This is a genomic window from Streptomyces sp. E11-3, from assembly GCF_046540415.1.
Taxonomy (GTDB): Bacteria; Actinomycetota; Actinomycetes; order Streptomycetales; family Streptomycetaceae; genus Streptomyces.
Genome location: NZ_JAZGRL010000001.1, coordinates 156,140 through 180,730 on the forward strand (window position 1 = coordinate 156,140; position 24,591 = coordinate 180,730).

Sequence of the window (24,591 nt, forward strand, 5' to 3'; positions counted from 1 at the left end):
GTACCTTCGCGTCGATGCTGGCGCTGGCGGAGAACCCGCCGGATCGCCCGGTTGCCCAGCTGATCGCCCGGGGCGAGCCCCGCGCCCTGCTGGCGCCCGACGTGCGCGGGGATACGGTCACACCGCTCTACCACTTCGGTCCGGACGGTCCTGTCGGAGCCCATGGCGAGCCCCCCGGCACGCGGCAGTTCCTGGTCGTGGAGGCCGCCGGATCCGTACGGCTGGTCACCCTCCCTCTGCCCTGGGGCACGAGCGAGGTCGAGGTCCTGGTCAACCTGCGGCAGAGCCCGACCGGCAGCGCGGCCTCCGTGGCCGTCCGCGACCCGGCGGTCGGCGCGGGGCTCGCGTATATGGCCCAGGGAGCCCTGGACATGGCGGCCCAGCTCTTCACCGATGTCGAGGCGATGCTCTACTCCAAGTTCCAGAACCCGCTCGCGGCGGCGGCCGGCGCCTACGTCCTCATCGGTACCGACCACTCAAGGGACGAGACGTACTGGGACCCGTGGCTGGAGCGGCTCGCCGACTCCTTCCGCTGGCTCAGCGACGGGGCGATCCTGCGGGCGGTGCGGCTGCTGCGTCGCGCCTCGCCGGACAGGGAGGGGGCCCGGAAGGGGCTGATCGAGGCCTTCGACCGCGGCATCCCGTTCTATACGCTCGGGCTGGTCTGGCTCGTCGAGGGACTCTCCGCCTTCCCCGACGACTCCGAGTGCGTAGAGCGCCTCGACCAGGCGCGCCGGCTGTCCTGGCTGGCCGACATGCGTGAGCCGTTCCTGATTCTCGACCTGCGGCAAGGGAGTGCGTGATGATACGGCTCAGGATGCTGCCCGCGGAGGACGGCGACTGCCTGCTCCTCGAATACGGTGACGACGACTTCATCCGGAGAATCCTCTTCGACGGCGGACGGCGCGGCACCTACGAGCGGATCAAGCCGCTGCTCGCCGAACTGGACGGCCGGATCGACGTGCTCGTGGTGACCCATGTCGACCAGGACCACATCCTCGGCGTACTGGCGCTGCTTGAAGACCGCGACCGACCGGTCGAGTTCGGGGACGTGTGGTTCAACGGCTTCGACCATCTTCACGACCGCGAGATTTTCGGCGCGGTGGACGGGGAGGAGCTCACCACCGCGCTCATCACCCAACGCCTCCCCTGGAACAAGGCCTTCGACGGCCGCAGCATCGAAGTGGGCCATCCGCTGACCTGGTTCGACGACGGATCCACGATGGAGGTGCTCGCGCCGGACCGCCGTCTGCTGGAGTCGCTGATTCCCACGTGGAAGGCGAAGCGCCAGGAGGCCGGGCTGATCCCGGGCGTGGACCCCATGGAGAGGGAGGAGGTGCCCGGCATCGAACGCTTCGGCGTGATCGACGTCGACAAGCTGGCCGCCGCGCCGTTCAAGCGGGACGGCTCCCCGTCGAACCCGACCAGCATCAGCCTGCTGTTCGAGTTCAAGGGCACCCGGATCGTCTTCACCGGCGACGCCGACGACCCGCGTCTGGTGGCCTCGGTCCGGCCACGCGCCGAGGGCGAGGGCGGGCGCCTGCGCATCGACGCGCTGAAGGTCGCCCACCACGGCAGCGCCAGGAACCTCTCGAACGAGCTCCTCGGCCTCCTCGACTGCGGGCGCTACCTGATCTCCACCAACGGAAAGATCCACGGCCATCCGGATGACATCACCATCGCCCGGATCCTGAAGAACGGCGGGGCGACCAAGGACCTCGTCTTCAACTACCGAGAGCGGGCGGCGAACTGGGACCTCGGCAGCCTGAAGCGGGAGTTCGGCTACCGCGTGCTGGCACCCGCACCCGCCGACGAGGACGGCTTTGTCACCGTGGAGTTCTGACCGCCGGCCGGGGCGCCGGATTCCCGTGGGCTACGTCGCCACGGGGCGGTGCGGGTGACGCTGGCCGCGCGGTGCGGGTGACGCTGGGGCTTGTCCGGCGGATCTTGTGACCGTCGTGGCTTCGTTCGTTGGCATGAGCATGGGGCGGGGAGATTTAACGCATGCGGAGTGGGCCCGGCTGAAGCCGCATCTGCCGAAGTCCGGGCAGCGCGGCGGCCGCTGGGCCGGTCACCGCAGGGTCATCAATGGGATCCTGTATCGACTGCGCACGGGGGTGCCGTGGCGGGATCTAGCTGCGCGTTTCGGTCCTTGGAAGAGGGTGTACGAGCGGCGCAGACGCTGGTCGGCGGACGGCACCTGGGACAGGATCTTCGCGGCCGTCCTGGCCGACGCCGACGCGGAAGGCCGGATCGACTGGTCGATGGTAAGCGTCGATTCGACCTCCTGCCGGGCCCATCAGCACGCCGCCGGGGCTCGTAGAAAACGGCCACGAGTGCCGGGAAAGGACGCACGCCCCGGCAGCACCGCCCCGACGAGGCACCGTCACCGTCACCGTCGCCTCGATCCGACTCTGGCTCCGCCCGTGATCTCTGCCGGATCTAGTCGCCGGTCGTGCCGTCGAGCATCTCGCGCAGGATGTCCAGGTGGCCGTTGTGGCGGGCTGTCTCCTCGGTGAGGTGGAGGAGGATCCAGCGCAGGTCGACATGGAGGCCGTCGCGGATGGCTCGCTGGGCCTGCTTGCCCAGGCCATTCCCGGCGACCAGTTCGCGGTAGCGGGCGCTCTGTTCGGCGTATGCGTCGAGCAATTGCGTGAGCGGGAAGTCGACGGCGATACGCATCTCGCGGTCGGGGTCCTCCTCGGTCCAGGGGCCCTGGTCTTCCTCGCCGAGGAAGACCACCTGGAACCAGTAGTACTCGACCCAGCGGAGATGGTTGATCACTCCGCTCATCGTCATCAGCGGTGAGCCCGGCAGGAGCGCCTTGCGGGCGTTCTCCGCCGAGACGCCATCGCACTTGGCGCGGGCGGTGTCACGTGCGTAATCGAGAAACGTGGTGAGCTGGGTGCGCTCGTCCCACGCGGGCGGCGTGTCGTCGATTCTTGTCATCGCGCGAAGCGTCCCCGATCACCGCACCCGATGTCGAGGCATTTAACGGCTGGCCCAACCTGCCCCACCCAGCTCCTTGTAGTCGCCACGGCCGAGTTCTACCTGTTCTTGTACGGCTTTGGGTCGGCCACCGGAGCGACGTACGCGCTCAAACACCCACTAAGTGGTCGGCTCCGGAAATTCTTCGGAGGTTGATCATGCGGCCAGGGCGACAGAGGATTCTTGTTGGTCGGCGAGTGTGTGCCGATCGAGTCTGGCCAGCAGATCGTCCAGGTCGGTGGTGGTGAACTTCCACTGGAACGGCTGTGCCGTGGCGTTGTAGCGGTCTTCGAACGCTCGGAGCCGATTTCTGACCTGATCAAGGTCAGTGAAGTCGTTCGGTGTGACGACCTTGCGTTGCACGACGGAGAAGAAGATCTCTATCTGGTTCGTCCAGGAGGCGTGGACGGGGGTGTGGACCATGACGGCGTTGGGAAATCGGGCGGCGAGCCGGTCGGTAGCCTTCTTGCCGCGGTGCGAGGAACCGTTGTCGACGACCCAGAAGACGCGTCTCGCGCTGGCGTAGGGCTCTTGGGTCATGACCTGCTCGACCAGGGTCATGAAGGGCACGATGCCGGTCTTGGGCTCGCAGCGGCCGATGACCTTCGCTTGGTGGACGTCGCAGGCGGCCAGGTAGGCCAGAGCTCCGCCGCGGCCGTACTCGTGGTTGACGCGCATCGCCCGGGCCCGGCCCGGGGGCAGGGTGGGATGGCAACGGCAGCGGGCCTGGACAGAGGTCTTCTCATCGCTGGAGACGACGTACTCGTCCTCACCCAGCGCGACGCCCTCGAAGGTGCGGGCGTAGAGGTCTGGGACGCGTTGTGCCTTGGCGCGGAAGTCCGGGTCTCGGATGAAGATCCAGGACCGGAACTGCCAGGGCTTGATCGCGTCCTCGCGCAGCCAGCGGCGCACCGTGGAAGCGGAGACGCTGTCGGTGATCCCGCGCGCGGTCAGCTCGGCGGCTAGTTCCGGACACGACCAGCGCGACAGCGGTACGCCGGTCTCGGCGGGAAGATGGCAGGCCAGCGCCTTGGCCTCGGTGACCTGCACGAGAGTGAACAGGGCGGGACGTCCGGAGCGTTTGCGGTCGGCCAGGGCCCGCAGCCCGCCGCGGGCGAAGCGGCCGCGCCAGACGCGGACCGTGTCCAAGTGCAGGCCCGTCTCGTGGGCGATGCGCGCGTTGGGGCGTCCCTGTGCCGCATGCAGGACGACCTGCGCGCGTATCCGCAGCCGGTGCTCAATCTTGTGGCCGTAAGCCATCCTCTTCAACCGCTCACGTTCGGTGGCGGTCGGGACTATCGGGCAGGCCGGGGCAACGGGCATGGCAGACGGGCCGATCGGGAGAAGCGGATCACGACGGGCCGCAGCCCGCCGAAACCCGTGCCAGGAGCCAACAGAACTCAGCGTTCCGCGACCGCCGACTCGAGCAGGGACAGGGTCCGGTTGTCCGCGTCCACGTCTGCGCGGACGCCGAGGGGCAGCAGCAGGTTCGGCGAGGTGTGGCCGAAGTCGACCTGGGCGAGGACGGGGATGTCACGCTGCGCCAGGACGTCGAGCACAACGTCGCGCAGACCGACCTGGTCTCCGCCGCCCTCGTAGGGCGTGACCTCACTCGGGATGCCGACCACCATGCCCGCGATCCGGTCCAGCACACCGGACAGCCGCAAGGTATGCAGGTCGCACCAGATCCGCGTGACCGGCCGCTGTACCTCTTCCCAGAACAAGACGGCGCCGTCGAAGCGTTCGGCGGCCAGTGCGAATGGTGTCGCCTGCAACTGGACCAGGCGGTTCAGCAAGCCGCCAACCAGTGGTCCCTGCGCGCGGCCCGGCTGCCAGGTTTCCCAAGTCCCCCTTGCCGGCAGCACGCCCGGCGCCTCGGCCTTGGTAAGCACACGGGCGTAGAGGTCGACGAGTTCGGACCGACGGGCCTCGTCGCCCAACGTGTACCAATCGCTGCCGAAACCGTGGGTGACGATGTCGGCGTGGAAGCCGCCGAGGCCGGTCTTGGCGTACAACGCCATGTGCAGCAGCGAGATGTCGCTGTAGCCGAGGATCGGCTTCGGGTCGGCCCGGACCGCATCCAGATCGATCAAATCGAGATAACCAATGGTCGCCTGGCCGCCGGTGTGCGCGACGATGGCCCGCACCTCCGGATCCCGGAGCAGCGCATTGAGCTCGGCGGCCTGCTCCGCCGGAGCGCCCGCCGCCCACCAGCGGCTCCGCGCGGGGTCGACCATCGGGCTGACCCGCACGCGGAAACCCATCCGCTCCAATATCGCCACACCGCGAGCGAGCAGCGGCTCCTCACCGGGCTCGAGCTGGCCCGAGGGCGCGGTGACGACCACGAGATCGCCGGAACGCAGCGCACGGGGACGACGGATCGTAGGCATAGGGCCTCCTTGTTGATCGACAACGGCGGACAACCACGCAGGTACCGCTGGTATTCCGCCACCTCGACGCGATCAAGCCAGGCCCCGGAATCCCGACAGGAGGCCAACGGTTGCCGACCACATCCACGCTGACATGGCGGTAACCCAGGGATGGCTGGTGCCGAGGAACGTTCACCGGCACCCGAGGACGCCCTCGACGGTGCCTGCCAGCCCGACCTCGCCACCCCAGACCTCTAACGAACCGACACAGAATCGGGCCTCGAAGTCAACCCCCGAAGGACTTCCGGAGCCGACCACTAAGGTGCGTGGAAGCGTCGCAGGGCTTGGGACAGAGCTTGCTCGTTGTTCTCGTCCAGGTCGAGCTGATTGCGAAGTGCCCGCCACCACACCTCGTGGTCCGAGCATGCCTGTTGGACGGCACCTGGGGCCGCGTCGTTCTGTCTCACCGCGGTCAGCCACTGGGCGCTGCGACGAATCGGGGAGTGAAGGCACGGTGAATTGCTTGGCCCCTCATCCACTGCGTCGCTCAACTTCTGCAGGCGCTGCGGCATCATCTCCGCGAACGCTTCCACTCGGCTCTTGGCATCAGCGAATTCGGACCACGCGGCGTCATCGAGGAGGTCATCCAACTCCGGCAGGCTGGAAGGAAGACCGCATTCGGCCAGCAGCGTGGCATCAGCGAGGTCGCTGACGCTGTGGAGGAGCTTCGCGCGGTCACGCCAGTTGCGGCCCTGATTCGCAGCGACCCGATGGACACACCGCCAGACCTCGGTTTCGCTCGAGAACCATTGGGCCAGCAGGTGGCTCTCGGCAGGGGTGGCTTTCCTCCTGAGCCGCCAGGTGTGCTCCATGACGTCGGCACAACCGCGCAGAAGCTCCTGGTCGTAGGCCAACATCTCGGCCCACAGGGGCCGCTTGGGCCGATGGCGATCCGGCGCGGCATGCGGGTAGGTCTCGCGCTCGAAGCGGATAAAGCGGTCTGTCTGGCGCAGTTCCTCCAAGTCGGGATCCTCGGTGAGCAGCCACGATCGTGCAAGGGGGTGGAATCCGCTCTGATCGGTGTGCGCCGCATCCTCCAGTTCGTCCACCGCCGCGTCGGCGAGCTCCTCCTTCTGCTTCCCCTCGTCAACACCGTTCATCGCCACCGCGTACACGCACGCCGCGTTGTAGCTGTCCTGCCAACGGCGCCACCCCCGGGACCTCTTCGGACGGCGCATACTGCGCGGCCAGCCCGTCTTGGCCTGTTCCACCATGCTCTCAAGTCTGTTCACCGGCGTAGGCCACGGCAGGCCGGTCGGATTCGTGAACTGGTGCTTCCCGGCGCCACTGTGAGCCCACGCAAGTCGCAGCGGTCCCCACACGTCGCGGTTGATACGCAAGGAGGCCCGGGTGAGCGTTCCATGACCGCGGCTGGCAGGAAGGCCAAGGCGATGCGTGAAGCGGGGGTAGTCCTTGGCCAGTTGTCGCATCTCTTCCTGGCAAGCAAGCTGCAAGACCACCCGGACGATCTCGATCTCGCGTCGCCCTTCTCCGAGTTCACACTTGAGCCACTCTGTAGCTGCCTCAGCTGCCTCTTCATGCTTCTTGACGGGCTTCTCCACACCGGGAGGATCGAGGGCGGCAAGAGTCCGCCAGTAGCGACTGGCCAGAGCCGGTGTGAGGGCCTTGCGGATCTCCCGCCGAGCGTGCGCACGCCGTGGGCACACGGCCTCGTCCCTCCTGCACCACTGATCAGCTGTCCGTTCCGCTACGCCGAGGACGACGGCGTAGCGGTAGCGCGCCTCGAGCAGGCCACTTCGCCACCATCTGTAACGCCGCCAGAAGATACGGCGCAGATCGTTCAAGGGGCCGGGCCGCATGCGGCGTTCGCGCTGCTCGCTGGTCAGCCCGTCCAGGAGTATGGCCCCGTAGTAGGTCTCAAGAGCATCGAGATGCAGCCACAAGTGCTCCTGCGTCCCTGCGATCTGCGTGCGCAGATAGAGGTTCGTCGGATCGAGCCGCATCGCCTCGTAATAGCGGTCCAGGGCATCGTCGAACTTCCGCTCTTGACTGAGCTCCCTCGCCTCCTGGTAGGCGGCGAACAGCTCCGGCGGCAGGTCTCGTCCGCGCCACCCCTGCCAGGGCGGTCGTCTGCCAGCCCGGGTGACTGGCACAAGCGTCGCCATGACCCAATAGCCGGCCGCCTGCACCGCTTGCTCCCACGTCTCCCGCCAGATCGCCTCGGTGCGACTTCCACGGATGGCGTAGGACGTGACCGTAACGGTCACACCACAGCAGGGCTCTTGCGCTCGCACCCGAAGAACCCCACTGACCGTGTAGGCGATCTTCGGTCGAAGGCGGCTGAAGAGGCGCAGCAGACTCGTCCCCAGCTTCTTGGGCTCAAGGTCGACATCGCCCACCAAGTCCAGAAAGTTGTCGGCCGGTGCCTCCGCTGGCAGCGCGGCTGGAGGGTAGAGGTTCGTCTCCGACAGCTGCTTGCGCAATTGCGCCGTCAACCCCTCCAACTGCGGCTCCGTGTCCGGTGCAGAAGCGACGAGCTTCTTCACATCCACCGCCCCCGGTTTGTGGGCGTAATGCATCAGCATCCAGCGACGCAGCGCCACGAAGAAGAGTACGAGCAACAGCAGGCAACCGACCCGGACGCCGGGCGAAACCCCCTTGTCGCCGCTCTGCACTATCCGTGCGGCGCCCTCGAAGAACTGCATAGACCACTCAAGGACTGCCCGAACGAAGGGCCAGCCCCATGACGCCTGCCACGCTGGCTCGTTGCCGCCCACGGCACGGAGCGCGAGGAACAAGAGAACAAAGAAAGAGACCGCCACCGCCGCTGAGCGCTTCACGTGAGGCACGCGCAGTGAAGAGACCTCGGCAGAAGTATGCCGATCGGACCGTGAGGACATAAGGACCTCTGATGGCTCTTGCTTCTGAAAACTATTCTTCTACGATTCCGTTCGCGGGCAAGTCGACCGATCTGCCGACGGGGCGGCGCGCGGTTTCCCGTGTATTCAACCCGAGTCTGCGAAGACCTCAGGATCACGGGCCAGGCCAGGGCCAGTCGGATGTAGCGCTCGCCCTTCTCAAAGTGCTTCCAGCAGGAGAACGTGCCGGTCAGGACGTGGACCTCTCAATGGGCGTTGATCGGGCCGATGAGCACGGCGTGGAAGCGGGAGCGGGTCGCACGGTCGGCGACCGGCGATCCCGGGGACTGCGATCTCCGGAACGTCGCGAACACGATCTTCTACCAGAACCGGACGGGCTGTCAGTGGCGCTATATGCCTCATGATCTGCCGGCCTGGTCGGCGGTGTTCTCCTACTTCACGCTGTGCCGCGAGGGCGCGACCCAACCCGGACGAGGCCTCTACCAGAAACGGACTTAACGTCGCTCTGAGCGGGCTGGAACCGGCACGGCCGACAGCTGCCACTCTCGCCTGATCAATCCAAACACCCACGAGTCGGATACCTCGCCGTTCACGACGCAGTCTTCCCGCAACGTCCCTTCACGCACGAATCCGATCTTCTCCAGGACCCGGGCAGATGCCACGTTGCGCGTATCGGTCTCGGCCTGAACTCGATTCAGGCCCAGTGTGTCGAATGCCCACTGCAGCAAGGCGTGCGCGGCCTCCGTCGCGTAGCCGTGGCCCCACATCGCTTCGTCGAGGACGTAGCCCAACGACGCGCTGCGGTAGTCCGGGTTCCATCCGGTCAGACCGCACCAGCCGACGAAGGCCCCGTCAGAAGCGCGGTCGATGGCCACCCGCGCTCCGGTGTCTTCGTCCGCCATCTTCCGGCACATCTTGATGAAGCGCTCGGCGCGGGCCCGTTCGTTCCACGGCGGGGAGTCCCAGTAGCGCATCACGTAGGTGCTGCTGTGCAGCGCGAAGAGGGGGTCCGCATCGGCGTCGGTGAAGGGGCGCAGTCGCAGGCGAGCGGTGTGCAGTATGGGGGTGGCCAAAGTCATGCGCACCATCTTGTGTCCTCATGAGGCGGGCAGAACACCGAATATCCGATCCCGGTCCGATCCTCACGACCAAGGCACCGCCTACCAGCAGATCGCGCACGGCACGACGACTCGGCCTGCCCACCGACGACCCAGACATGAACGTCACCCACAGCCACCTCGCCCGCCAAAGCTCCCTCGTCCGCCGCATGCGGGGCGGTGTTCGCGATGGCTCGGCGGTCAGGGCGCCGCCGTCGTCGTCGGTCATCAGCGGCGCATGGGCCAGCCGCTGGGCGGCGTGCTGCTCGTGCTCAGTCAAACGGCCCTGCTTGGGGCGCGGGCAGTCGCCGCCGGTCTCCGCGGCGATGATCCGGCGGGTCAGCTGCCGTCCCCAGGACGGGTGAGAGCTTGCGCGGATCATTTCGGTACGGGAGCCGAGGAGTTGAGCCGGTCCGGAGGCGGCGGGAACGTAGGCCAGGCCTGGTGGAGGTGGTCGAGGAGGAACCCGTCGTGGCCGTCCGCGCCGACGAAGATCTGCTGGCGGCGTAAGGGTAGATGGTGCCGTCGTTTCGCAAGGAGCGGGAAGATGTTGGCGGCAGCGACCACGAGGTCAGAGGTTCCGGCCGCTACGGTCAGAACCTACGTCCCCGATGCCCGCGCATCCCGCCTGCGGGAAGGGAGCGTTCCTCTTCACAATCGGGGTTCGCGCTTGTGCAGCTCTCGTCGAGCCGGTGTCTGCTGAGACGGGACGGTGGGAGCCCGGCAGGACGGGCGGCTCGTCGCCGTCGCGGGCGTGCACAACCGAACCCGGCATCCAGCACCCGAGCCCCGGCGGGCACTGCGTTGGACGACGAGCGCGATGAACAGGGCGTTGCTTCCCCCGGTGGTGCTCGACAGCAGTCCCACCAGCACGCCAAACCTTTTACGCGCGGGTCGACGCGTGCCACGTCTGCCCGGCCACCTACCGGGTCGCCGGGGTCGGGAATGTCACCGCCCGTCCCCGAGGTACGCGGGCAGGGCGCGGGCGGGGCCTGTGTCGCCGCATTGTGCCGGCGGCTCGGCAAGACCATGGACCACATCGGGCTGAACGTCCCGGCGACAACGCCAGTGCCGTCGGGCCCTACCGCAGGCTCGGCTTCGTCCAGGTCACCGAGGCCACGTTCACGGCACTCCCCCATACCGGGACCAGCTGAGACGGACCGGTACCTGCGCACGGGGCGGGGGCGGCCTGCGAGGGGGATGAGGCCCCCTGCGGCAGGGGCGTGTAAATGCGGCTCAGCGGGGCCGTCCGCGGCGTCCCGTGGGGTGGGGGCGGTGGTCGGCTAACGGTCGGCTCGTCGCGGTGATCTGCTCATCGGGCGATGAGTTCCCGCCGCGCGGCAGGTCTTATCCGTCGGACACTGTGGTGGTCGGACGGAAAGAGGAAGCCATGAAGGACGATGTCTGGTCGATGGTGCATGCCGAGCGCGCGGCCCTGATCGTTGACCTCTCGCAACTCGACGACGAGCAGTGGGCGAAACCGTCTCTGTGCGAAGGGTGGACCGTGCACGACGTGGTCGCCCATCTGGTCGACAGCACTCGCACGACGCGCCTCGGTTTCGTGTCCGGTCTCGTCCGGGCGCAGTTCAACTTCGACCGTCTCAACGCACGCGGTGTGCGACGCGAGCGTGGTGCCACGCCGCAGGAGACCTTGGAGCGGCTTCGTCGGGTGGCCTCGCGGAGGTCGACCCCACCGGCGCCCCTCGACAGCCGACTCGTCGAAGAGGTCGTCCATGGTGAGGACATCCGCCGGCCCCTGGGGCTCAACCACTCCTACCTGCACGAGGCCGTGGTCAGATCACTCCGTCTGCAGACCCGTACCCCGGCGTCCTTCGGCGGGGCCAAAGACCTCACGGCCCGGGTCCGGCTCACCGCCACAGACGCCGACCTCTCGGTCGGAGACGGTCCACAGGTGAGCGGAACCGCGCTTTCACTGCTCCTGGCCGTCTCCGGGCGGCGGGTGGCGCTGGGCGACCTTGCCGGGCCCGGAGTCGCCACGCTGGGGACCCTTGCCTGAGCTCCCGCTGGGCCAACGGACAGCACCGCCCCGACCCGGGACTCGGACGCTCCCGGGGCGGTCTGACCTGAACGATTCATCTGGCCGGTGAGAGTGGACGCCGCCCCCTGGCCCTCCTGATCACTCCGGGCCAGTGGGGCGATGCCCCGCAGCTCATCCCGGCCATGGAACACATCCGCGTCGGCCGCGCCGGTGGCGGACACCCGCGTACCCGACCCGATCACCTCGGCGTCGACAAGGCGTACTCGTCCCGCCGCAACCGTCGCTACCTGCGACGGCGCCAGATCAAGCACCCCATCCCCCACCGTCGCCTCAATCCGACTCTGGCTTCGCTCATGATCTGTTGGGCAGACTGCGGTGCGGACACGTGAAGCGTGTACCGGCAACATGCGCCCACCCAGCTTGCCCCTTAGCCCATCGACTTCACGCGGTTGGCAGAACGTAGCTGCGAATCTCAGCGATCTTCGCCGTCCTGGCCGTCCCCGGGAAGCGGAGCACATGGCAGAAGGCATACCGCGTGCCGTCAGCCGCCTCGATCGTGCCATCAACGCCCGCCTCCCGGCCGTGAGTGATCAGGGAACCGAAGGCGACCTCCTTGGCCTCGGGCAGGTCGGCCGCCCAGGCGCGCACGGCTTCACGTCCACGGAGGACGGTGTCGCCCACCAGGTTCCATTCCACGTCCTCGCCGACGAGCGCGGCCACGGTCTCGTCGTTCCCTTCGGCGAGGGCGACGACGAGGTCGCGGAGCACCTCCTTACGGGGAGCGTTGCCGCAGTCCGGTGCAGATCGAATCGTCACCATGTGCCGAGTCTATGACCGCCCGGCGGCACAGACAGGGCTCGCAATGCCCTACGCCTCCGTCACCAAGCCCACAGGGTCTGGGTCTCCGGCACAGGCTTACCTGGCGAGATCGCCGGACAGGCCCTAGTTGTGCCGACGCCGGTGCGAATGCGAATGCGGGTGCGGGTGGGCGGCGGTGCGCACCCGGCAACCCACCGGCAGGCACCGACTCTCCGCACCCCGAAGCCCTCTGGGAAGCCTGAAGCCGCGGGACGAGGGGCGGAGGCCGGACTTGAGGCCGCCACCTGCCCGGGTGCCCCGGCGACCCCTTCGAACGGACCCTGGACACTCCCGCCACTGTCGGCGAAGAACGCGCGGCACACGCTGGGAAGAGGCGTCGAGACGCGGCGGAAGCGGAGGCGGAGATGGGACGGGCTGACGAGGCACTCGTGCTGGTCACTTACCCTGTCCGTCATGAGTCGTTGGGAAGAGCTGACCGGTGGGACGTCCGGAGAGGACTACGCCGCCCGGTTCACGGCCCTGGCCGGCAGCGGCAAGGACATGCACGGTGAGGCACGGTTGTGCGCCACGCTGGTGCCCGCCGGGGCACGTGTGCTGGATGCCGGGTGCGGAACCGGCCGGGTCATGATCCGATTGGCGGAGCTCGGGTACGACTGTGTCGGGATCGACCTCGACGCTTCCATGCTGGCCGTGGCACGCAGGCAGGCGCCGGAGCTGCCCTGGATCCAGGCCGACCTGGCCACGTACGACCCGGCTGAGCTTCAGGTTGACGCGAACGTCGACCTCGTGGTCGCGGCAGGCAACATCTTCCCGCTCCTTGCTGCGGGTACTGAGGCCGCGGTGATCAGCCGCTTGGCCGCGACTCTGCGCCCGGGCGGCCTCATGGTCGCCGGATTCGGCCTGGACGAAGCCCACCTGCCGGTACCGCCAGCCATCACCCTGCCGGAGTACGACGCTTACTGCGCTGCGGCCGGCCTCACCTTCGTCGACCGCTTCGCGACCTGGGATGCCCACCCCTACGAGGGCGGCGGCTATGCCGTCAGTGTCCATCGGGTGCATCGCGGCTGAAGATGTCCGCCCCGCTGGATTCGTGCAGCTCGGCGCCGGTTTCGTAGCGCTGGCAGGAACAACTGGACCGGTGGTCTCGCCGGTTCAGGCGAAGCCTCGGCGGCCGGGCCGTCCGATCCGATCGCGTCAAGGGACGTTCCTACGGGCCTGCCACCATCGGAGGTTTCGACGCTGCGGACTTCGCCCACCGGGTCGTTGTCCGACTGCCCACGGCTTCCCATCGTGCGGTTCCGCCCTGCGCGGCGTGCCAGGACAGCATCCAGAACGTGAGCCAGAACCCCTCTTCGGGAGGTACCCGGCCGACGCCGCGTTCGATGTTCACCGAGCAGTGGCAGCACCCGAATAAAGGACTTCAGTGACCTACTGGATGCTCCAGCGGTATGGGTGTTCGGGATCGGCGGGGCAGGCGAAGATGTTGAGCTCGCCGGAGCGGCCCACGACGACCTGGGTCGGGGTGGCGTACGGGTGTGGATGGAGGTCCTGGTCTTCGACCGGTTTCCAGCTGCCGCTGCCGCCGTCCCACTCGGAGCTGTCGATGGCCAGCAGGAGTTGCATCGGGGTCGCGCAGGTCCCGCAGTCCATCGGGTGCGGGTCAGTCGTGTGCCAGGACGCGAATCCGCCGACGCGCCAGCCGGGAGGGATGGACAGGTCGTACTGGTAGCCGACCGGTTCGGTCCCTTCTTCGTCGTCCCACTGCTCGGCCTCTTCCTCCCATCCCTCCTCCTCCCAGGCGTCGAGCCTGTCGCGAAGTACTTCGGGAAGGAGACCGGCGAAGGGGTAGGTGACCACCTGCTCGGGGTGCAGGACACAGGGCTCGGGCAGGTACCCGTCGTGGCCGACGACCTGTGGTTGCGGTGGCGAGGCGAGCACCTCGCCGACCTCAGAGGCCTTGCGCCAGACCAGGTGAAGCAGCATGTTGTGCTGGCCCATGCCGTGCGCGTCGAAGGGGCACCAGAACACCTGGAGCAGGTCGCAGTCGTCCGGCCCGGCTAGCAGGTCAGGGATGTCCCGCCGGTACAACTGCGCGAGGCCGATGAGCGGCAGCGGGTCGGTCTCGCAGGCCCCCGGAATCCGGTGCCTGCGGTGCAGCTCATCCACGAGCTGCCGTTCCTCGGCTGTGAGTCCCTGGAAGGGTTCACGGGCCCACGCGGCGGCCAGGACCTCTCGTTCCCGGTGGATGTCCGCGGGACGCCGGCCACGCCCGCGGGCATGGGCCTCACTGCACAGCGGCCACGGCTCGTCGCCCGGCCACAGCATCGGCCCGCCCACGGAACTGGCCGACACATCGGGCCTTCCTGGCCGCGGGTGCAGCCGGGTCGTCGTGCCCCGGTAGGCGGCCAGCTCGGGGAAGATCGCCTCGACATCGAGCGGGCGCGGCGGCGTGGTCCTCGTCATGGAGGCGACCTTAAACACTCGACAGGTTCGGTGAAGCAACGCCCCTGGCCGCCTTCTCCTCAAGGCCGAAGCGGTGACCCCGCAGGCGTCCTGGACTCGGTCCCCCAACCACCGATGCTGTCCAAACTCCGGTGGGCACGGTTCCTTTGAGGGATGATCGGTTTGATCTCGCGGGCTGCCGGGCTGGGTGGTGGGTTATGACGCGTCGGCGTACGCGAGGTGGGTGCCGCAGACAGTGCAGCGGAAGAGCATGGTTATGGCGCCCGGGTGCTCGCGCGGATGGACCCGCTGGCGAGCGGGTCGGGATGGTAGCGGAAGGCGGGCAGGTCGGCGCTCACTGGTGCAGTCTGTTCGCAAGGCAGCTCCGTGATCAAGCGGTGAGGGCGTATTCCACAGCCTGAGCGGAACCTTCGAGTCAGCGGAACATCGCCATCATCGTTGCCTAACAGCGAGGCCAGCAAGCATAGTTGGGGTGTGCGCGAGCTGATCTATCTGTCCGATCGGAAGCTGAGCCAGTTCGTTGATACTGGAGGGAATGGACGCAAGCGGCGTGTCAATCAGCTAGGGGCGACCGCGCCCATGGGACTGGGCGGATTTCAGGTCGGGCTGTCCGAGTCGACGCCCGTCGAACACCCGCGGCTGGCCGAGGTCATCCGTCATCTTGAGAAGACCGCGGCACCGCAGTCGTTCACCGACGAGGACCTACGGCCGGGGCAATGGGTGCGGTTCAGTGCCGACATGATCTACCAGATATTCCGTGACCCCGAGGGAATTGCTCGCAGGTCCAGCGCAGACCACCCAGGACCCCCCGCACTGCTGTTCTGGGACCCCCAGCCACCCGACGGAGATGATGTGTGGCCAACCAGGTTGCTGCTGCACGGATCACCGGAGCACCTCGTCGGCACTCGCGCTGACGAGACGCCGACTGTCGCCTCTTGTCACACGGCGGCAATGTCCTCGCCGATTGGCCTGGTCGACTTCCTCACCGGACTGACGCAACGGAGCTTCTCGCAAACCTTGTGGTTCACGCTCCGTGACCTGGACGGTCGCTATCCCGCTGAGATCGCTGCCAGGGTGACCGGATACGCACGCGTGACGGCAAACGTCAGAGTCGACCACACGCCGTTCTATGCCGATTCAGGCAGAGAGGCATCCAGGGTCGTGGTCGCGAGCCCGCTGTTCGTTGAACTGGCCAGATAGCGCGCCCCCAGACGCGGCACAACGCGCCCTGACCGGCAGGTACACGGCCGCACTGCTTGTTCCGCAGATTCCCTGAACGCGACGGCGACGCTCTCACTCCCACCCAGGGCCGCCCGCGGCGCCAGGCAGCAGCACGTCGAGGACCGGACGCTCGCGGGCCAGATCAATTCGGAAGCTATTGTCGCGTCGCCCCCGCAGGCCTGTCGTCCACAGCCGATCGAGAACCGGCCCCATACCGGTCCACGCTGGCTCAGTCCTTGTAGCCACCGCCCTCCACCACGTCGTTCGCGAAGAGTTGGGCCTTTTGCAGCGCCTCGTCGACTGACTGCCGGCCGGCGATTGCCGCGGAGATCTCCTTGGCCACCCGTCCGCCCAGGCCCGCGTACTCTGGGATGCCGACGTACGACGTTCCCGTCCACGGCTGCTTATGCAGGCCAGGCCGCGTCAGGTCCACGGCGTTGAGTGCGTTGAGCGTCGGTTGGAGAAACCCCTTAGCCGCCTTCTTGTACGCGGGAAGCTGGTACGTGGACAGCCGGCTGCCAGGTGGCACTCCGACCCAGCCGAGCTTTTCGCCGTACAGCTTCAGGTACCGTTTCGACGTGGCCCAGGAGGCGAAATCCCATGCGGCCTTCGGGTGCTTGGACGTGATCGGGATCGCCAGCGCCCAGGTCCACAGCCATCCCGAGCTGTCCGTGCGCATCACCGGCGCCGGGGCGTAACCGAGCTTCCCGGCGACCTTGCTGGTCTTGGGGTCCTCGAGACGGCCAGCAAAGAAGGTGGCGTCATACAGCATGGCCGCCTTGCCCTGCCGCATCGTCGCCTGGCACTGAGCGGGCCCGGCTTCGAAGGCCCGGGACTCGCCGGAACTGCGGACCAGGTCCACGTAGAACCGCACCGCCCGCTTGGTTTCGAGGGAGGTGAGTTGAGGGTTCCACTTCTCGTCGAACCAACGGCCCCCGAATGTCAGGATCACTGTGTTGAGAGGCAGCAGGTCCAGCCAGACGGGGCCTCCACGCAGGCAGATTCCGGCTGTGCCGTTTGGGGGATCGTTGAGTTTGGCCGCCATTTTGGCGACCTGCTGCCAGGTTGGGCGTTTCGGCATGGTCAACCCGGCTTTGGCGAACAGGTCCTTGCGGTAGACGAGGAAAGACGACTCTCCGTAGTAGGGCACCGCGTACAGGCCGTTGCGGTACGACAGCGCTTTGCGCACCACAGGAATGAAGTCCTGTACGTCGTAGTCACCCTGACTCGCTAAGGCGTCGAGTCGGGTGAGCCATCCTCGCGAGGCCCATATTGGCGTCTCCCAGGGGCCGATGGACACGACATCGTAGCGGCCGCTCTCGTTGGCTACGTCCTTGGGAAGCCGGTTTCGCAGCACACTCTCGGGGAGGAAGTCGAACTTCACGCGGATGTGGGGATGGGTGCGCTGGAAGTCTTTGATGAGCTTCTGCATATCTCGGGTGAAGTCGACGGACGCGACAGTGATCGTCGTCGTGTCTTGTTCGTTCCCGGCGCAGGCGGCAGGGCCAAGCGCGAGTGAGGCGAGCAGGCCTCCCACCACAGGGATACGCGCGAGCTGCCCGGTCCGCCGCCTGTACGGCATCGGTTCGGTTCCTCCCTGTCGGCATCAGGCACACACACCAGAGATGGGTCGTGCCCTTCACTGCGGGAGCTTTTCTGAGCTCGCGAACGACACGTAGTCAGGCACGTCCAGGAGGCAGCCCGGCACCCGCTCCGCGCTCGACACTCCAAAATACGTCGTGATCTGCTCCTCTCCCCCTGAGGGAACTCCCATTCCTTGCGCCAGCGCGACCTTCCAGGGCGTGAGCCCGATCGCGTTGCTGCCCTGGAGGGGGTAGTCCAGCGTGATGATCAGCGTGATGAACAGTCCGATGAAGAGCGACAGGAGGCCGGTCAGTGCCACATGGTCGACCAGTCGGACGCCGACAAGTGCCCAGGTTGCGCCGATGGTCACTAACGCGCCGCCAAAGAGGACGAGATGCAGCACAGGCAGCAGTCCGATGCTCACCTCCCCCTGCCGTTCGCGGCGAAGGTTGTTGTACTCGTTAAAGGCGTCGAGGGTGACGGACTGGGCATTCGACTCCTGCTCGTTCTGCGGCTCATAGAACATCAAGGATTCGAACACCGCATCCAGTCGCCCCTGGTCTTCAGCGATTTCCCCCCGCTGCTGCTTCGACCAGACCTCATTGATCACATTCTCAGCGTAGTTCCGTACTTGAGACTGAAGCCGACATCTACGACTGTTGGGAAACGCCTGACCAGCCCGATAGACGGTGGTGAGCTGTGAGGCTTCCTTGTTGACGAGCTTCTTCACCTCCACATAGTGCTCATACGCCCCCACGGCAACCAGCCCGACCAGCAAGGCGTAGAAGGCCCCCACGACTTCGACCAGGAACTTGACACGTTCGTTGTGCTCGGGATCTTCGCCGAACCATCCGCGGACCTTGGATCGTGCGAGAAGGCCGCTGAGGCCGAAAACGAGGAAACCTCCAACCAGGACTGCAGCCTGTGCCCAGAACGTCAAATGCGAGAACCAATCAGGCATACGCTGAACTCGCCCCCCTGCTCATGATGACGGTGGGTTGTCACCGCAGATGCTGTTCACCGACTGCGGCCGCCGCCATCACATCCCCAGCACGATGATCCTCACGCAACCACCGTCATCACAAGGGCGCGCGAAGGCAACAAGCAGCAGTCACCAACACCTCGCACGCGCAGATCCCGCGTGCGTGCGCCACCCGGCGCAACCTGGCACGACGAACGCCCCGAGCGCGGTTGTCCATTCCTGTGGATCGGTAGGTACTACAGCCGGATGTGGCGGGCTGGCGGGGCGTGATGGTTGGTTGTGCGGTCCGGGGGTGTTGAACTGGCAGCCTGCTCGCGCTGCCAGCAAGCGAAGTGTTGTGTGCTCCTACTCGCTGAGCCTCCTTGAGGCAGAAAGGTCGCGGCTCGCCCCCCGAGTCCAGGTGCCCGATGACCAACAAGATCGACTTCAAGAAGAACCTCGACGCCTACCAGGCGAAACGAGACCAGATCCGGATCGTGGACGTGCCCGACATGCAGTACCTCATGATCGACGGCCACGGCGACCCAAACACCTCACCCGCCTACACCGAAGCAGTCAAAGCGCTCTACCCGGTGGCCTACAAACTGAAGTTCGCCAGCAAGCGAGACCTCGGACGCGACTACATCGTCATGCCCTTGGAAGGCCTGTGGTGGGCCGAGGACATGGACTCCTTCACGGTGTCACGTGACAAGTCCCGGTGGGACTGGACGTTGATGATGATGACTCCGGGCTGGATCGACCAGCAGATGTTCGACACCGCCGTCGAGCAGGCCGGAACCAAAGGTCACCCGGCGCGCCTGGGCGATATCCGCCTGGAGTCGCTGTCCGAGGGAGTCTGCGTGCAGACGCTGCACGTCGGCTCTTTCGACGACGAGGCCGACACGCTGGCACGGATGCACCACGAGTTCATTCCCGACAACGGTCTCCACATGGCCGGCAAGCACCACGAGATCTACCTCAGCGACCCCCGCAAAGTCGCCCCTGAGAAGCTACGCACCATCCTCAGACAACCGGTCCGCACCACCACCGATCCGCACACATAGGCCCGCCACGCGCCCGATGCGCGAGGAATCGAGCCCGCTCAGAGTGGTCATTCACCAGCCGGGGCGGTCATGCACACCGACCACGGCGCCCAGGTAGGCGTTGGAGATCTCGTCGGTCTCCAGTAGATGGGCGACTGGGCCGGAGGCGGTGACGTCGCCATGGGCGAGGACCCATGCGGTCGAGCACAGGGCCCGTACGAGGCGCACGTTCTGTTCGACGAGCAGGATCGCCGTTCCCTGATCGGCGATGTCCTTCAGGAGTGCGCCGACTTCGTCGACGGCCACCGGGGAGAGCCCGCTGGAGGGCTCGTCCAAGAGCACGAGCTTCGGGTCGGACATCAGTGCCCGTGCGATGGCGACGCTCTGCTGCTGTCCGCCGCTGAGGCGGCCGGCGGGCTCGGCCCTACGGCGGTGGATCCAGTCGAACCGGTCGTACGTCCGCTCCAGACGAGTCTGCTGGATCCTGCGTCCGGTGCCGTGGGCGCCGAGGAGGAGGTTGTCCTCGATGCTCATGCTCGGGAACAGCCGTCGGTTCTCCGGGCACAAGGCGATGCCGGCTGCGACCAGTCGGCGCGTGCCGTACGCGGTGACGTCCTCGCCGTCGAGGCGGATCGTGCCCGTGGTCCGCGGCACGCGGCCGTGGATGCCGAGCAGGGTGGTCGTCTTGCCGGCGCCGTTGGCACCGAGGATGCCGGTGACGGCCCCCGGGGCGGCGGCCAGGCTGACGTCCCGTACGGCGGTGGTGGGGCCGAACGAGACCGTGAGGTTCTCCACGGTGAGCACGATCAGGAACCTCCCGGGTAGGAGGCGATGACGGCCTCGTCGGAGCGGATGTCCTCGGGGGTGCCGTGGGCGAGGACTGAGCTTGTTTCGCTTTGACGGACACCGTTGGTGTGGTGGTCAGGCCGCGAGGGCTGGCTCGTAGTCGGCAGGACTGCGGTAGCCGAGGCTGCTGTGCAGCCGATGCAAGTTGTACCAGCTCTCGATGAAGTCGAAAATCGCGGTGCGGGCTGAGGCCCGGCTGGGCCAGGCGGTGGTGTCGAGCAACTCGCGTTTGATGGTGGCGAAGAACGACTCGGCGAGCGCGTTGTCCCAGCACTGCCCGGTGCGGCCGACGGACAGTCGGACATCGAACTCGGTTGCCAGGGAAGCGAATTGCTGACTCGTGTATTGGCAGCCGCGATCCGAATGAAAGATCACCGGCCGGGCAGGGCGACGCTGCCGGCAAGCGGATCGCAGGGCGTCAGCGACCAGTTCGGTCCGCAGATGGTCAGCCGTTGCCCTGGGCTTGATGCGCTTTGAGGGACATCTGAGATCAGGGGTTCTGCCCCGGAAGGATGTCCATCATGGAGAGCATGGGGAAGAAGAAGCCTTGGCTTCGCCGTTCGTTCACGCCGGAGTTCAAGGCCGAGATCGTCGAGGAGAACCGCTGGCTGCCCGAGGGCGTCGACATCCTGACGGCTTCATGCTCAGCCACGGTTCCGGCCTGATCCTTAACTCCGTGCCCAAACCCCGTGCCCAGTATGCGGAGCTCTGGCCGGTAGGCGTCCTGCCGGGCGGTGCCGTCGCAGCTTTCCGTCCCGGGACATGGTGCGGACGGAGTGGACGCTGGTCATGTGGTCCATGGACCGGTTCCAGGTAGGGCAGGCTTGCTCGATGCGGCCCTGATTGAGCTGCATCTCGGCTTCGGCGACCAGGTCGAGGGCGACGATGCGGGCGTAGGTGCCAGCCGGGCGCGAGGCCGCGGCCCAGCCGTACTGCTCGGCGGCGGCCGTATACTCGCCGAACGCCTCGAAGACCTTCGCGGCCCGGGAATGGACCGAGCCCTGCGGCGGTCCCCACGCCAGGGCTCGCCGACGGCAAGGAGTTCTGGGCGCAGCAGGACCGTGAGAATGAGATGACGCCGCTGCGCTTCTCCCGAAGGGTGTGCTGTACGGCACCACAAGAGAAGGGGGTGACGAGACCGTGCTCGCGGTTGACGCCCGCACGAAGAAGGTGCTCGCCAAGGACCTGCCCTCGGAGAACGTCCCGCTGTTCTCCCAGCCGTCTGGTTACGGCTACCTCAGCACCCACGACGGCTTCTTCGTGTTCCCCTCGGCGGCGCCATGACCCAGGCGTGCCCGGGCCCTGAACTCGGCGGCTGCCCGTTGGAGGCGCTATCGACCGACCTTCGCGTCTACGTACGGCACGGCCGGTTCCGGGGCGGCTCGACGCTCGCTCACGAAATCCACGCAGTGGTGGCCGAGTTGCACACGTACTGGGAGCGGTACGCAAGCGGCGGGTTCGGGCGGGCGACCATTCCGGAGATCGAAGCTTCCCTGGAGCCCCTCGACGCCTCGGCCGCCATCGACCTGATGACAACGCTGGCCGCCCACGACCTCGTGTGGCCCAACTTCACGCACATGGACCCCGAGGAGGCCCGCAGCGCGGCCGAGCAGGTCGTGAACCTGCTCGGCCCTCGCGCGACCTGGTGGAGCAACTTCGACGACCACTCCAGCACCGCCGTCACCGAGTGCTCGTTCGACGGCCTGATCGCCGGAACCGACGGCGAGCGCTTTGCGATCCTGATCCAGGTCGCCGAGGACTAGCAAGACTTGCCCCGTAACTGCTGGTCGCGGGTGACGTACTTGGTCCCTTGAGTTGGTCCGGCTGGGCGTGCGAACTGGCTCCGCGGGTGGCCTCGTGGCCTTTGTTCACCGACCGCCGACGTTGTCAGAGGGTTGGGATACGGTGCGGAGTGATGGGCCGGGCGGAGATCGTGAGGGACTCGCGGCCATGGGGGGTGGGTGGGAAGGCCCCCGGCGTCGCGGCCCGGGACTGGATCGGTATCCGTGTCCCCACCCCCCAACCCCGCCCGCCGGAGTCTCGACTGTGCGGTGAGCGGTGCAGTTGACCAATGAGGCCCATCTGAAGTACAAGCTCAACACCGCGCTGCGGGCGGGAGGGTGCGGACCCGGCTCGCAAGGGCCGGGCCGTGGAGCTTCCCGCTGGAGGACCGGGCCTGTTGGTCGCTGGCGGCGGCTACGGGGAACCGGCCTGATCATCCCGCACCGCCGCGAACGCGGCCAGACCGAACTCCCAGCCTGGGAAGAGGAGCACAACACTGCCCACCGCAAGGTCCGCGTCCGCGTCGAGCACCCCTTCGCCCGCATGAAGAGCTGGAAGATGCTCCGCGACTGTCGCCTAGGACACGACGTCTAGGACACGCCGTCGAGCGGCCGCAGGAAGCGGCGCTCATACCGCTTGATGCAGCGGGTGTTACGAGCCAGTTCGAAGGCTTCCTGGCACTCCGGGTCGGTCATGCTGTCCGTGCGGTACTGCTCGTACGCGGCGAGACTGGGAAAGGAGAAGAGGGCGTAGGCGATGTCGCTGTCGCCCTCACTCGGCAGGAAGTAACCGTGGTGCGTCCCGCCGAAACGGTCGACGAGCCCGACCCAGCGGCGGCCGTATTCCTCGAAGTCCTCAAGCTTGTCGGCGTCAATCTCGTACGTCAGGTGAATGGTGATCATGCCCCCATAGTGCTGCATGTTGGTTCGGGCTCGGAGGCGGCCTATGGGCTTTGGCGCTCGCCCGGCAGTCCCCCTGCTGATCGCACACCAGCCGAACTGTCAGGCCAGCACGCCCCGACGGCTTCCGTGTGATCGTCTTCACCCAAACCGGGAACGTGGTGCTCCAGTCCCGCCGCGGGGCCGACCTCGCGCCGGCCTTCCCGACATCGCCGCGGCAGAGCGGGACCTGGAGCCAGAGCTCGTCGTGAACGGGGAACTCGTCGTCCCCCACAAGGGCTGTCTCGACTTCGGCCTCCTCCAGCAGCGCGCCCTGCGACGAGGCCAAGGCGCCAGCCAGGCTGCCGCCGACCATCCCGCCCACATGATCCTCTTCGACGTTCTGGAGGCCGATGGTGTGAGCCTGGTCCAGCGCCCCTACCGCCCAGTGGTCTGTCGCTGGGCCGTTGGGACACTCCGGGCTACCCGCGGCTGGTGGCCCCACCACCCCGCTGGAACGCAGCGCGTGGCGAGAGCTGGGCGGGCGCCTGGCACCCGCGAGTCCAGGCCACCCTTGGCACGGCGTCCGCTTCAGCGCCGGATGAGGCACCCGTGAGGCCCTCGTCTACCACCCCGTCCAACCAGACCTCGTCGCCGAGCACGACCAGCTGGCCAAGCTCACCGCCCACGGCCCCGACTTCGTCTCCGCCGCCTGTATCCCGATGCTCCTGGCCAACACACCCTGCGCAGAGGTCGCCCTCGCCCTCAACGCCCGGGGCCCCAGCCACGCACCCCTGACCGCATGCGCCACCGGCACCACTGCCCTCGCAGTGGCCCACGATCTGCTCACCACCGGACAGTGCGACATCGCCCTGGCAGGCGGCACGGAAGCTGCCATCTCCCCGCTCACGGTCGCCGGCTTCTACCGGTGCGGAGCGCTCTCCACCCTCAACAACGCCCCGGCCACAGCCTCCCGGCCCTTCGCTCCTGACCGCGGCGGCTTCGTCATGGCCGAGGGCGCGGCCGTCCTGGTGCTGGAACGCGCCGAGAGCGCCCGTGCCCGCAATGCCCCCGTGCGCGCGGTCCTGGCGGGATGCGGACAAAGCAGCGACGGCCACCACTCCACCGCGCCACGCCCCGACGCCGCAGGTGCCCAGCAGGCCGTCGAGACCGCACTCCACCGAGCCGGCATCACCCCGAACAGCGTCGACCACGTCAACGCCCATGGCACCTCCACCCGGCTCGGCGACGCCGCGGAAGCCCTACTGATCGAACGGCTCTTCCCGCATCGCCCGCCCGTCACTGCCGCCAAGGGGACACTGGGCCACACCCTCGCCGCCGCAGGCGCCATCGAAGCCGCCCTGACCGTACTCACCCTGGAGCAGGGCTTGATCCCTCCCACCGCAAACACCGATCAGCCCGACCCCGCTCTGACCATCGACCTCGTCACCAAAACTCCCCGTGACGTCCAGGCCACCACCGCTGTCAGCACATCCTTCGGATTCGGTGGACACAACGCCGCCATCGTCCTCACCCGCCCCGGCGCCCGGTGAAACCGCCCTCCGGCCAGTTGGCCTTGCGCGAGCGGGTGCAGGCATCCAGCGCGATCGTCAGGTGCACCCTGTGGTCAGCCAGCGAGTC

Annotated in this window: 25 protein-coding genes and 3 pseudogenes; 15 read left to right on the top strand and 13 right to left on the bottom strand. The window is 67.2% G+C overall.

Going from position 1 to position 24,591, the window contains the following annotated elements; translation table 11 throughout:
• Window positions 1-14: 14 nt before the first annotated feature.
• The 3 genes and pseudogenes from U9R90_RS00630 to U9R90_RS00640 all read left to right on the top strand — a co-directional run.
• Window positions 15-803, top strand: coding sequence for a hypothetical protein (locus tag U9R90_RS00630; protein ID WP_411054373.1), 789 nt, complete (start codon window positions 15-17; stop codon window positions 801-803).
• Window positions 803-1,843 (top strand): ComEC/Rec2 family competence protein, encoded by a 1,041-nt coding sequence (locus U9R90_RS00635; protein WP_411054374.1) that lies wholly within the window; start codon window positions 803-805, stop codon window positions 1,841-1,843. Before U9R90_RS00630 ends, U9R90_RS00635 begins: the two co-directional genes overlap by 1 nt.
• Window positions 1,844-1,982: 139 nt before the next feature.
• Window positions 1,983-2,383: pseudogene (locus tag U9R90_RS00640) on the top strand (IS5 family transposase); the annotation flags it as partial.
• Between the two features lie 59 nt (window positions 2,384-2,442).
• On the opposite strand, the gene U9R90_RS00645 reads toward U9R90_RS00640, so the two are convergent.
• The 4 genes from U9R90_RS00645 to U9R90_RS00660 form a co-directional block, all read right to left on the bottom strand.
• Complete coding sequence (locus U9R90_RS00645; protein ID WP_411054375.1) at window positions 2,443-2,949, bottom strand: DinB family protein; 507 nt, start codon at window positions 2,947-2,949, stop codon at window positions 2,443-2,445.
• A gap of 195 nt (window positions 2,950-3,144) precedes the next feature.
• A complete protein-coding gene (locus U9R90_RS00650; RefSeq protein WP_411057588.1) occupies window positions 3,145-4,248 on the bottom strand; it encodes an IS630 family transposase in 1,104 nt (367 codons plus the stop codon).
• Between the two features lie 140 nt (window positions 4,249-4,388).
• Window positions 4,389-5,378 (bottom strand): LD-carboxypeptidase, encoded by a 990-nt coding sequence (locus tag U9R90_RS00655; RefSeq protein WP_411054376.1) that lies wholly within the window; start codon window positions 5,376-5,378, stop codon window positions 4,389-4,391.
• Between the two features lie 296 nt (window positions 5,379-5,674).
• Window positions 5,675-8,083, bottom strand: a complete 2,409-nt coding sequence (locus U9R90_RS00660) for a hypothetical protein (RefSeq protein WP_411054377.1) — start codon at window positions 8,081-8,083, stop codon at window positions 5,675-5,677.
• Between the two features lie 396 nt (window positions 8,084-8,479).
• Between U9R90_RS00660 and U9R90_RS00665 the strand changes: the two genes are divergently transcribed.
• Window positions 8,480-8,755, top strand: coding sequence for a transposase (locus U9R90_RS00665; RefSeq protein WP_411054378.1), 276 nt, complete (start codon window positions 8,480-8,482; stop codon window positions 8,753-8,755).
• Here the strand turns inward: U9R90_RS00665 and U9R90_RS00670 are convergent.
• Entirely contained in the window at window positions 8,752-9,336 is a 585-nt protein-coding gene (locus tag U9R90_RS00670) for a GNAT family N-acetyltransferase (protein WP_411054379.1), read from the bottom strand. The genes U9R90_RS00665 and U9R90_RS00670 overlap by 4 nt on opposite strands.
• A gap of 1,408 nt (window positions 9,337-10,744) precedes the next feature.
• On the opposite strand from U9R90_RS00670, the gene U9R90_RS00675 reads away from it, so the two are divergent.
• On the top strand, window positions 10,745-11,371 hold the full coding sequence (locus U9R90_RS00675; protein ID WP_411054380.1) for a maleylpyruvate isomerase family mycothiol-dependent enzyme: 627 nt from the start codon (window positions 10,745-10,747) through the stop codon (window positions 11,369-11,371).
• A pseudogene (locus U9R90_RS00680) lies at window positions 11,332-11,673 on the top strand (IS5/IS1182 family transposase); the annotation flags it as partial. The gene U9R90_RS00675 and the pseudogene U9R90_RS00680, both read left to right, overlap by 40 nt.
• Window positions 11,674-11,794: 121 nt before the next feature.
• On the opposite strand, the gene U9R90_RS00685 reads toward U9R90_RS00680, so the two are convergent.
• Entirely contained in the window at window positions 11,795-12,172 is a 378-nt protein-coding gene (locus tag U9R90_RS00685) for a nuclear transport factor 2 family protein (RefSeq protein WP_411054381.1), read from the bottom strand.
• A gap of 453 nt (window positions 12,173-12,625) precedes the next feature.
• On the opposite strand from U9R90_RS00685, the gene U9R90_RS00690 reads away from it, so the two are divergent.
• The gene (locus U9R90_RS00690) at window positions 12,626-13,240 is read left to right on the top strand and encodes a class I SAM-dependent methyltransferase (protein ID WP_411054382.1); all 615 of its coding nucleotides are present in this window, start codon (window positions 12,626-12,628) and stop codon (window positions 13,238-13,240) included.
• Window positions 13,241-13,600: 360 nt separating this feature from the next.
• Here the strand turns inward: U9R90_RS00690 and U9R90_RS00695 are convergent, their stop codons facing one another.
• Entirely contained in the window at window positions 13,601-14,635 is a 1,035-nt protein-coding gene (locus tag U9R90_RS00695; protein WP_411054383.1) for a hypothetical protein, read from the bottom strand.
• Between the two features lie 474 nt (window positions 14,636-15,109).
• On the opposite strand from U9R90_RS00695, the gene U9R90_RS00700 reads away from it, so the two are divergent.
• A complete protein-coding gene (locus U9R90_RS00700; protein ID WP_411054384.1) occupies window positions 15,110-15,835 on the top strand; it encodes an SAVMC3_10250 family protein in 726 nt (241 codons plus the stop codon).
• A 250-nt stretch (window positions 15,836-16,085) separates the two neighbouring features.
• On the opposite strand, the gene U9R90_RS00705 is transcribed toward U9R90_RS00700, so the two are convergent.
• Complete coding sequence (locus U9R90_RS00705; RefSeq protein ID WP_411054385.1) at window positions 16,086-17,438, bottom strand: ABC transporter substrate-binding protein; 1,353 nt, start codon at window positions 17,436-17,438, stop codon at window positions 16,086-16,088.
• A gap of 57 nt (window positions 17,439-17,495) precedes the next feature.
• Window positions 17,496-18,401, bottom strand: a complete 906-nt coding sequence (locus tag U9R90_RS00710) for a DUF4239 domain-containing protein (protein WP_411054386.1) — start codon at window positions 18,399-18,401, stop codon at window positions 17,496-17,498.
• Window positions 18,402-18,829: 428 nt separating this feature from the next.
• Here U9R90_RS00710 and U9R90_RS00715 point away from each other — a divergent pair, with 428 nt between their 5' ends.
• Window positions 18,830-19,465: a GyrI-like domain-containing protein gene (locus U9R90_RS00715; RefSeq protein ID WP_411054387.1), complete on the top strand. Its 636-nt coding sequence runs from the start codon at window positions 18,830-18,832 to the stop codon at window positions 19,463-19,465.
• Between the two features lie 51 nt (window positions 19,466-19,516).
• On the opposite strand, the gene U9R90_RS00720 is transcribed toward U9R90_RS00715, so the two are convergent.
• Genes U9R90_RS00720 through U9R90_RS00730 form a run of 3 tightly spaced genes read right to left on the bottom strand, consistent with a single transcriptional unit; the run spans window position 19,517 to window position 20,758 of the window.
• Window positions 19,517-20,248 (bottom strand): ABC transporter ATP-binding protein, encoded by a 732-nt coding sequence (locus tag U9R90_RS00720; protein ID WP_411054388.1) that lies wholly within the window; start codon window positions 20,246-20,248, stop codon window positions 19,517-19,519.
• A 2-nt stretch (window positions 20,249-20,250) separates the two neighbouring features.
• Window positions 20,251-20,430 carry a hypothetical protein gene (locus U9R90_RS00725; protein WP_411057589.1) on the bottom strand — a complete coding sequence of 60 codons (180 nt, stop codon included), beginning with the start codon at window positions 20,428-20,430 and terminating at the stop codon, window positions 20,251-20,253.
• A complete protein-coding gene (locus tag U9R90_RS00730) occupies window positions 20,366-20,758 on the bottom strand; it encodes a transposase (RefSeq protein ID WP_411057590.1) in 393 nt (130 codons plus the stop codon). The genes U9R90_RS00725 and U9R90_RS00730 overlap by 65 nt, the downstream gene beginning before the upstream one ends.
• Before the next feature lie 53 nt (window positions 20,759-20,811).
• On the opposite strand from U9R90_RS00730, the gene U9R90_RS00735 reads away from it, so the two are divergent.
• From U9R90_RS00735 to U9R90_RS00750, 4 genes and pseudogenes are all read left to right on the top strand, one after another.
• On the top strand, window positions 20,812-20,955 hold the full coding sequence (locus tag U9R90_RS00735; RefSeq protein ID WP_411054389.1) for a hypothetical protein: 144 nt from the start codon (window positions 20,812-20,814) through the stop codon (window positions 20,953-20,955).
• A gap of 475 nt (window positions 20,956-21,430) precedes the next feature.
• Window positions 21,431-21,574 (top strand): hypothetical protein, encoded by a 144-nt coding sequence (locus tag U9R90_RS00740; RefSeq protein ID WP_411054390.1) that lies wholly within the window; start codon window positions 21,431-21,433, stop codon window positions 21,572-21,574.
• A complete protein-coding gene (locus U9R90_RS00745; protein WP_411054391.1) occupies window positions 21,571-22,053 on the top strand; it encodes a hypothetical protein in 483 nt (160 codons plus the stop codon). Before U9R90_RS00740 ends, U9R90_RS00745 begins: the two co-directional genes overlap by 4 nt.
• A gap of 419 nt (window positions 22,054-22,472) precedes the next feature.
• Window positions 22,473-22,666: pseudogene (locus tag U9R90_RS00750) on the top strand (transposase family protein); the annotation flags it as partial.
• Here the strand turns inward: U9R90_RS00750 and U9R90_RS00755 are convergent.
• Window positions 22,663-22,974 carry an NIPSNAP family protein gene (locus tag U9R90_RS00755; protein ID WP_411054392.1) on the bottom strand — a complete coding sequence of 104 codons (312 nt, stop codon included), beginning with the start codon at window positions 22,972-22,974 and terminating at the stop codon, window positions 22,663-22,665. The pseudogene U9R90_RS00750 and the gene U9R90_RS00755 sit on opposite strands and share 4 nt — an antisense overlap.
• Window positions 22,975-23,017: 43 nt before the next feature.
• Between U9R90_RS00755 and U9R90_RS00760 the strand changes: the two genes are divergently transcribed.
• Window positions 23,018-23,566: a hypothetical protein gene (locus U9R90_RS00760; RefSeq protein ID WP_411054393.1), complete on the top strand. Its 549-nt coding sequence runs from the start codon at window positions 23,018-23,020 to the stop codon at window positions 23,564-23,566.
• A 52-nt stretch (window positions 23,567-23,618) separates the two neighbouring features.
• A complete protein-coding gene (locus tag U9R90_RS00765) occupies window positions 23,619-24,503 on the top strand; it encodes a beta-ketoacyl-[acyl-carrier-protein] synthase family protein (protein WP_411057591.1) in 885 nt (294 codons plus the stop codon).
• Window positions 24,504-24,591 lie beyond the last annotated feature (88 nt).

Bases quoted from the DNA above. Each gene is read 5' to 3' on its own strand.
- U9R90_RS00630 (WP_411054373.1), top strand. From the start codon at position 15: ATGCTGGCGCTGGCGGAGAACCCGCCGGATCGCCCGGTTGCCCAGCTG.
- U9R90_RS00635 (WP_411054374.1), top strand. From the start codon at position 803: ATGATACGGCTCAGGATGCTGCCCGCGGAGGACGGCGACTGCCTGCTC.
- U9R90_RS00645 (WP_411054375.1), bottom strand. From the start codon at position 2,949: ATGACAAGAATCGACGACACGCCGCCCGCGTGGGACGAGCGCACCCAG.
- U9R90_RS00650 (WP_411057588.1), bottom strand. From the start codon at position 4,248: ATGGCTTACGGCCACAAGATTGAGCACCGGCTGCGGATACGCGCGCAG.
- U9R90_RS00655 (WP_411054376.1), bottom strand. From the start codon at position 5,378: ATGCCTACGATCCGTCGTCCCCGTGCGCTGCGTTCCGGCGATCTCGTG.
- U9R90_RS00660 (WP_411054377.1), bottom strand. From the start codon at position 8,083: ATGCAGTTCTTCGAGGGCGCCGCACGGATAGTGCAGAGCGGCGACAAG.
- U9R90_RS00670 (WP_411054379.1), bottom strand. From the start codon at position 9,336: ATGACTTTGGCCACCCCCATACTGCACACCGCTCGCCTGCGACTGCGC.
- U9R90_RS00675 (WP_411054380.1), top strand. From the start codon at position 10,745: ATGAAGGACGATGTCTGGTCGATGGTGCATGCCGAGCGCGCGGCCCTG.
- U9R90_RS00685 (WP_411054381.1), bottom strand. From the start codon at position 12,172: ATGGTGACGATTCGATCTGCACCGGACTGCGGCAACGCTCCCCGTAAG.
- U9R90_RS00690 (WP_411054382.1), top strand. From the start codon at position 12,626: ATGAGTCGTTGGGAAGAGCTGACCGGTGGGACGTCCGGAGAGGACTAC.
- U9R90_RS00695 (WP_411054383.1), bottom strand. From the start codon at position 14,635: ATGACGAGGACCACGCCGCCGCGCCCGCTCGATGTCGAGGCGATCTTC.
- U9R90_RS00705 (WP_411054385.1), bottom strand. From the start codon at position 17,438: ATGCCGTACAGGCGGCGGACCGGGCAGCTCGCGCGTATCCCTGTGGTG.
- U9R90_RS00710 (WP_411054386.1), bottom strand. From the start codon at position 18,401: ATGCCTGATTGGTTCTCGCATTTGACGTTCTGGGCACAGGCTGCAGTC.
- U9R90_RS00715 (WP_411054387.1), top strand. From the start codon at position 18,830: ATGACCAACAAGATCGACTTCAAGAAGAACCTCGACGCCTACCAGGCG.
- U9R90_RS00735 (WP_411054389.1), top strand. From the start codon at position 20,812: ATGGAGAGCATGGGGAAGAAGAAGCCTTGGCTTCGCCGTTCGTTCACG.
- U9R90_RS00745 (WP_411054391.1), top strand. From the start codon at position 21,571: ATGACCCAGGCGTGCCCGGGCCCTGAACTCGGCGGCTGCCCGTTGGAG.
- U9R90_RS00755 (WP_411054392.1), bottom strand. From the start codon at position 22,974: ATGATCACCATTCACCTGACGTACGAGATTGACGCCGACAAGCTTGAG.
- U9R90_RS00760 (WP_411054393.1), top strand. From the start codon at position 23,018: ATGGGCTTTGGCGCTCGCCCGGCAGTCCCCCTGCTGATCGCACACCAG.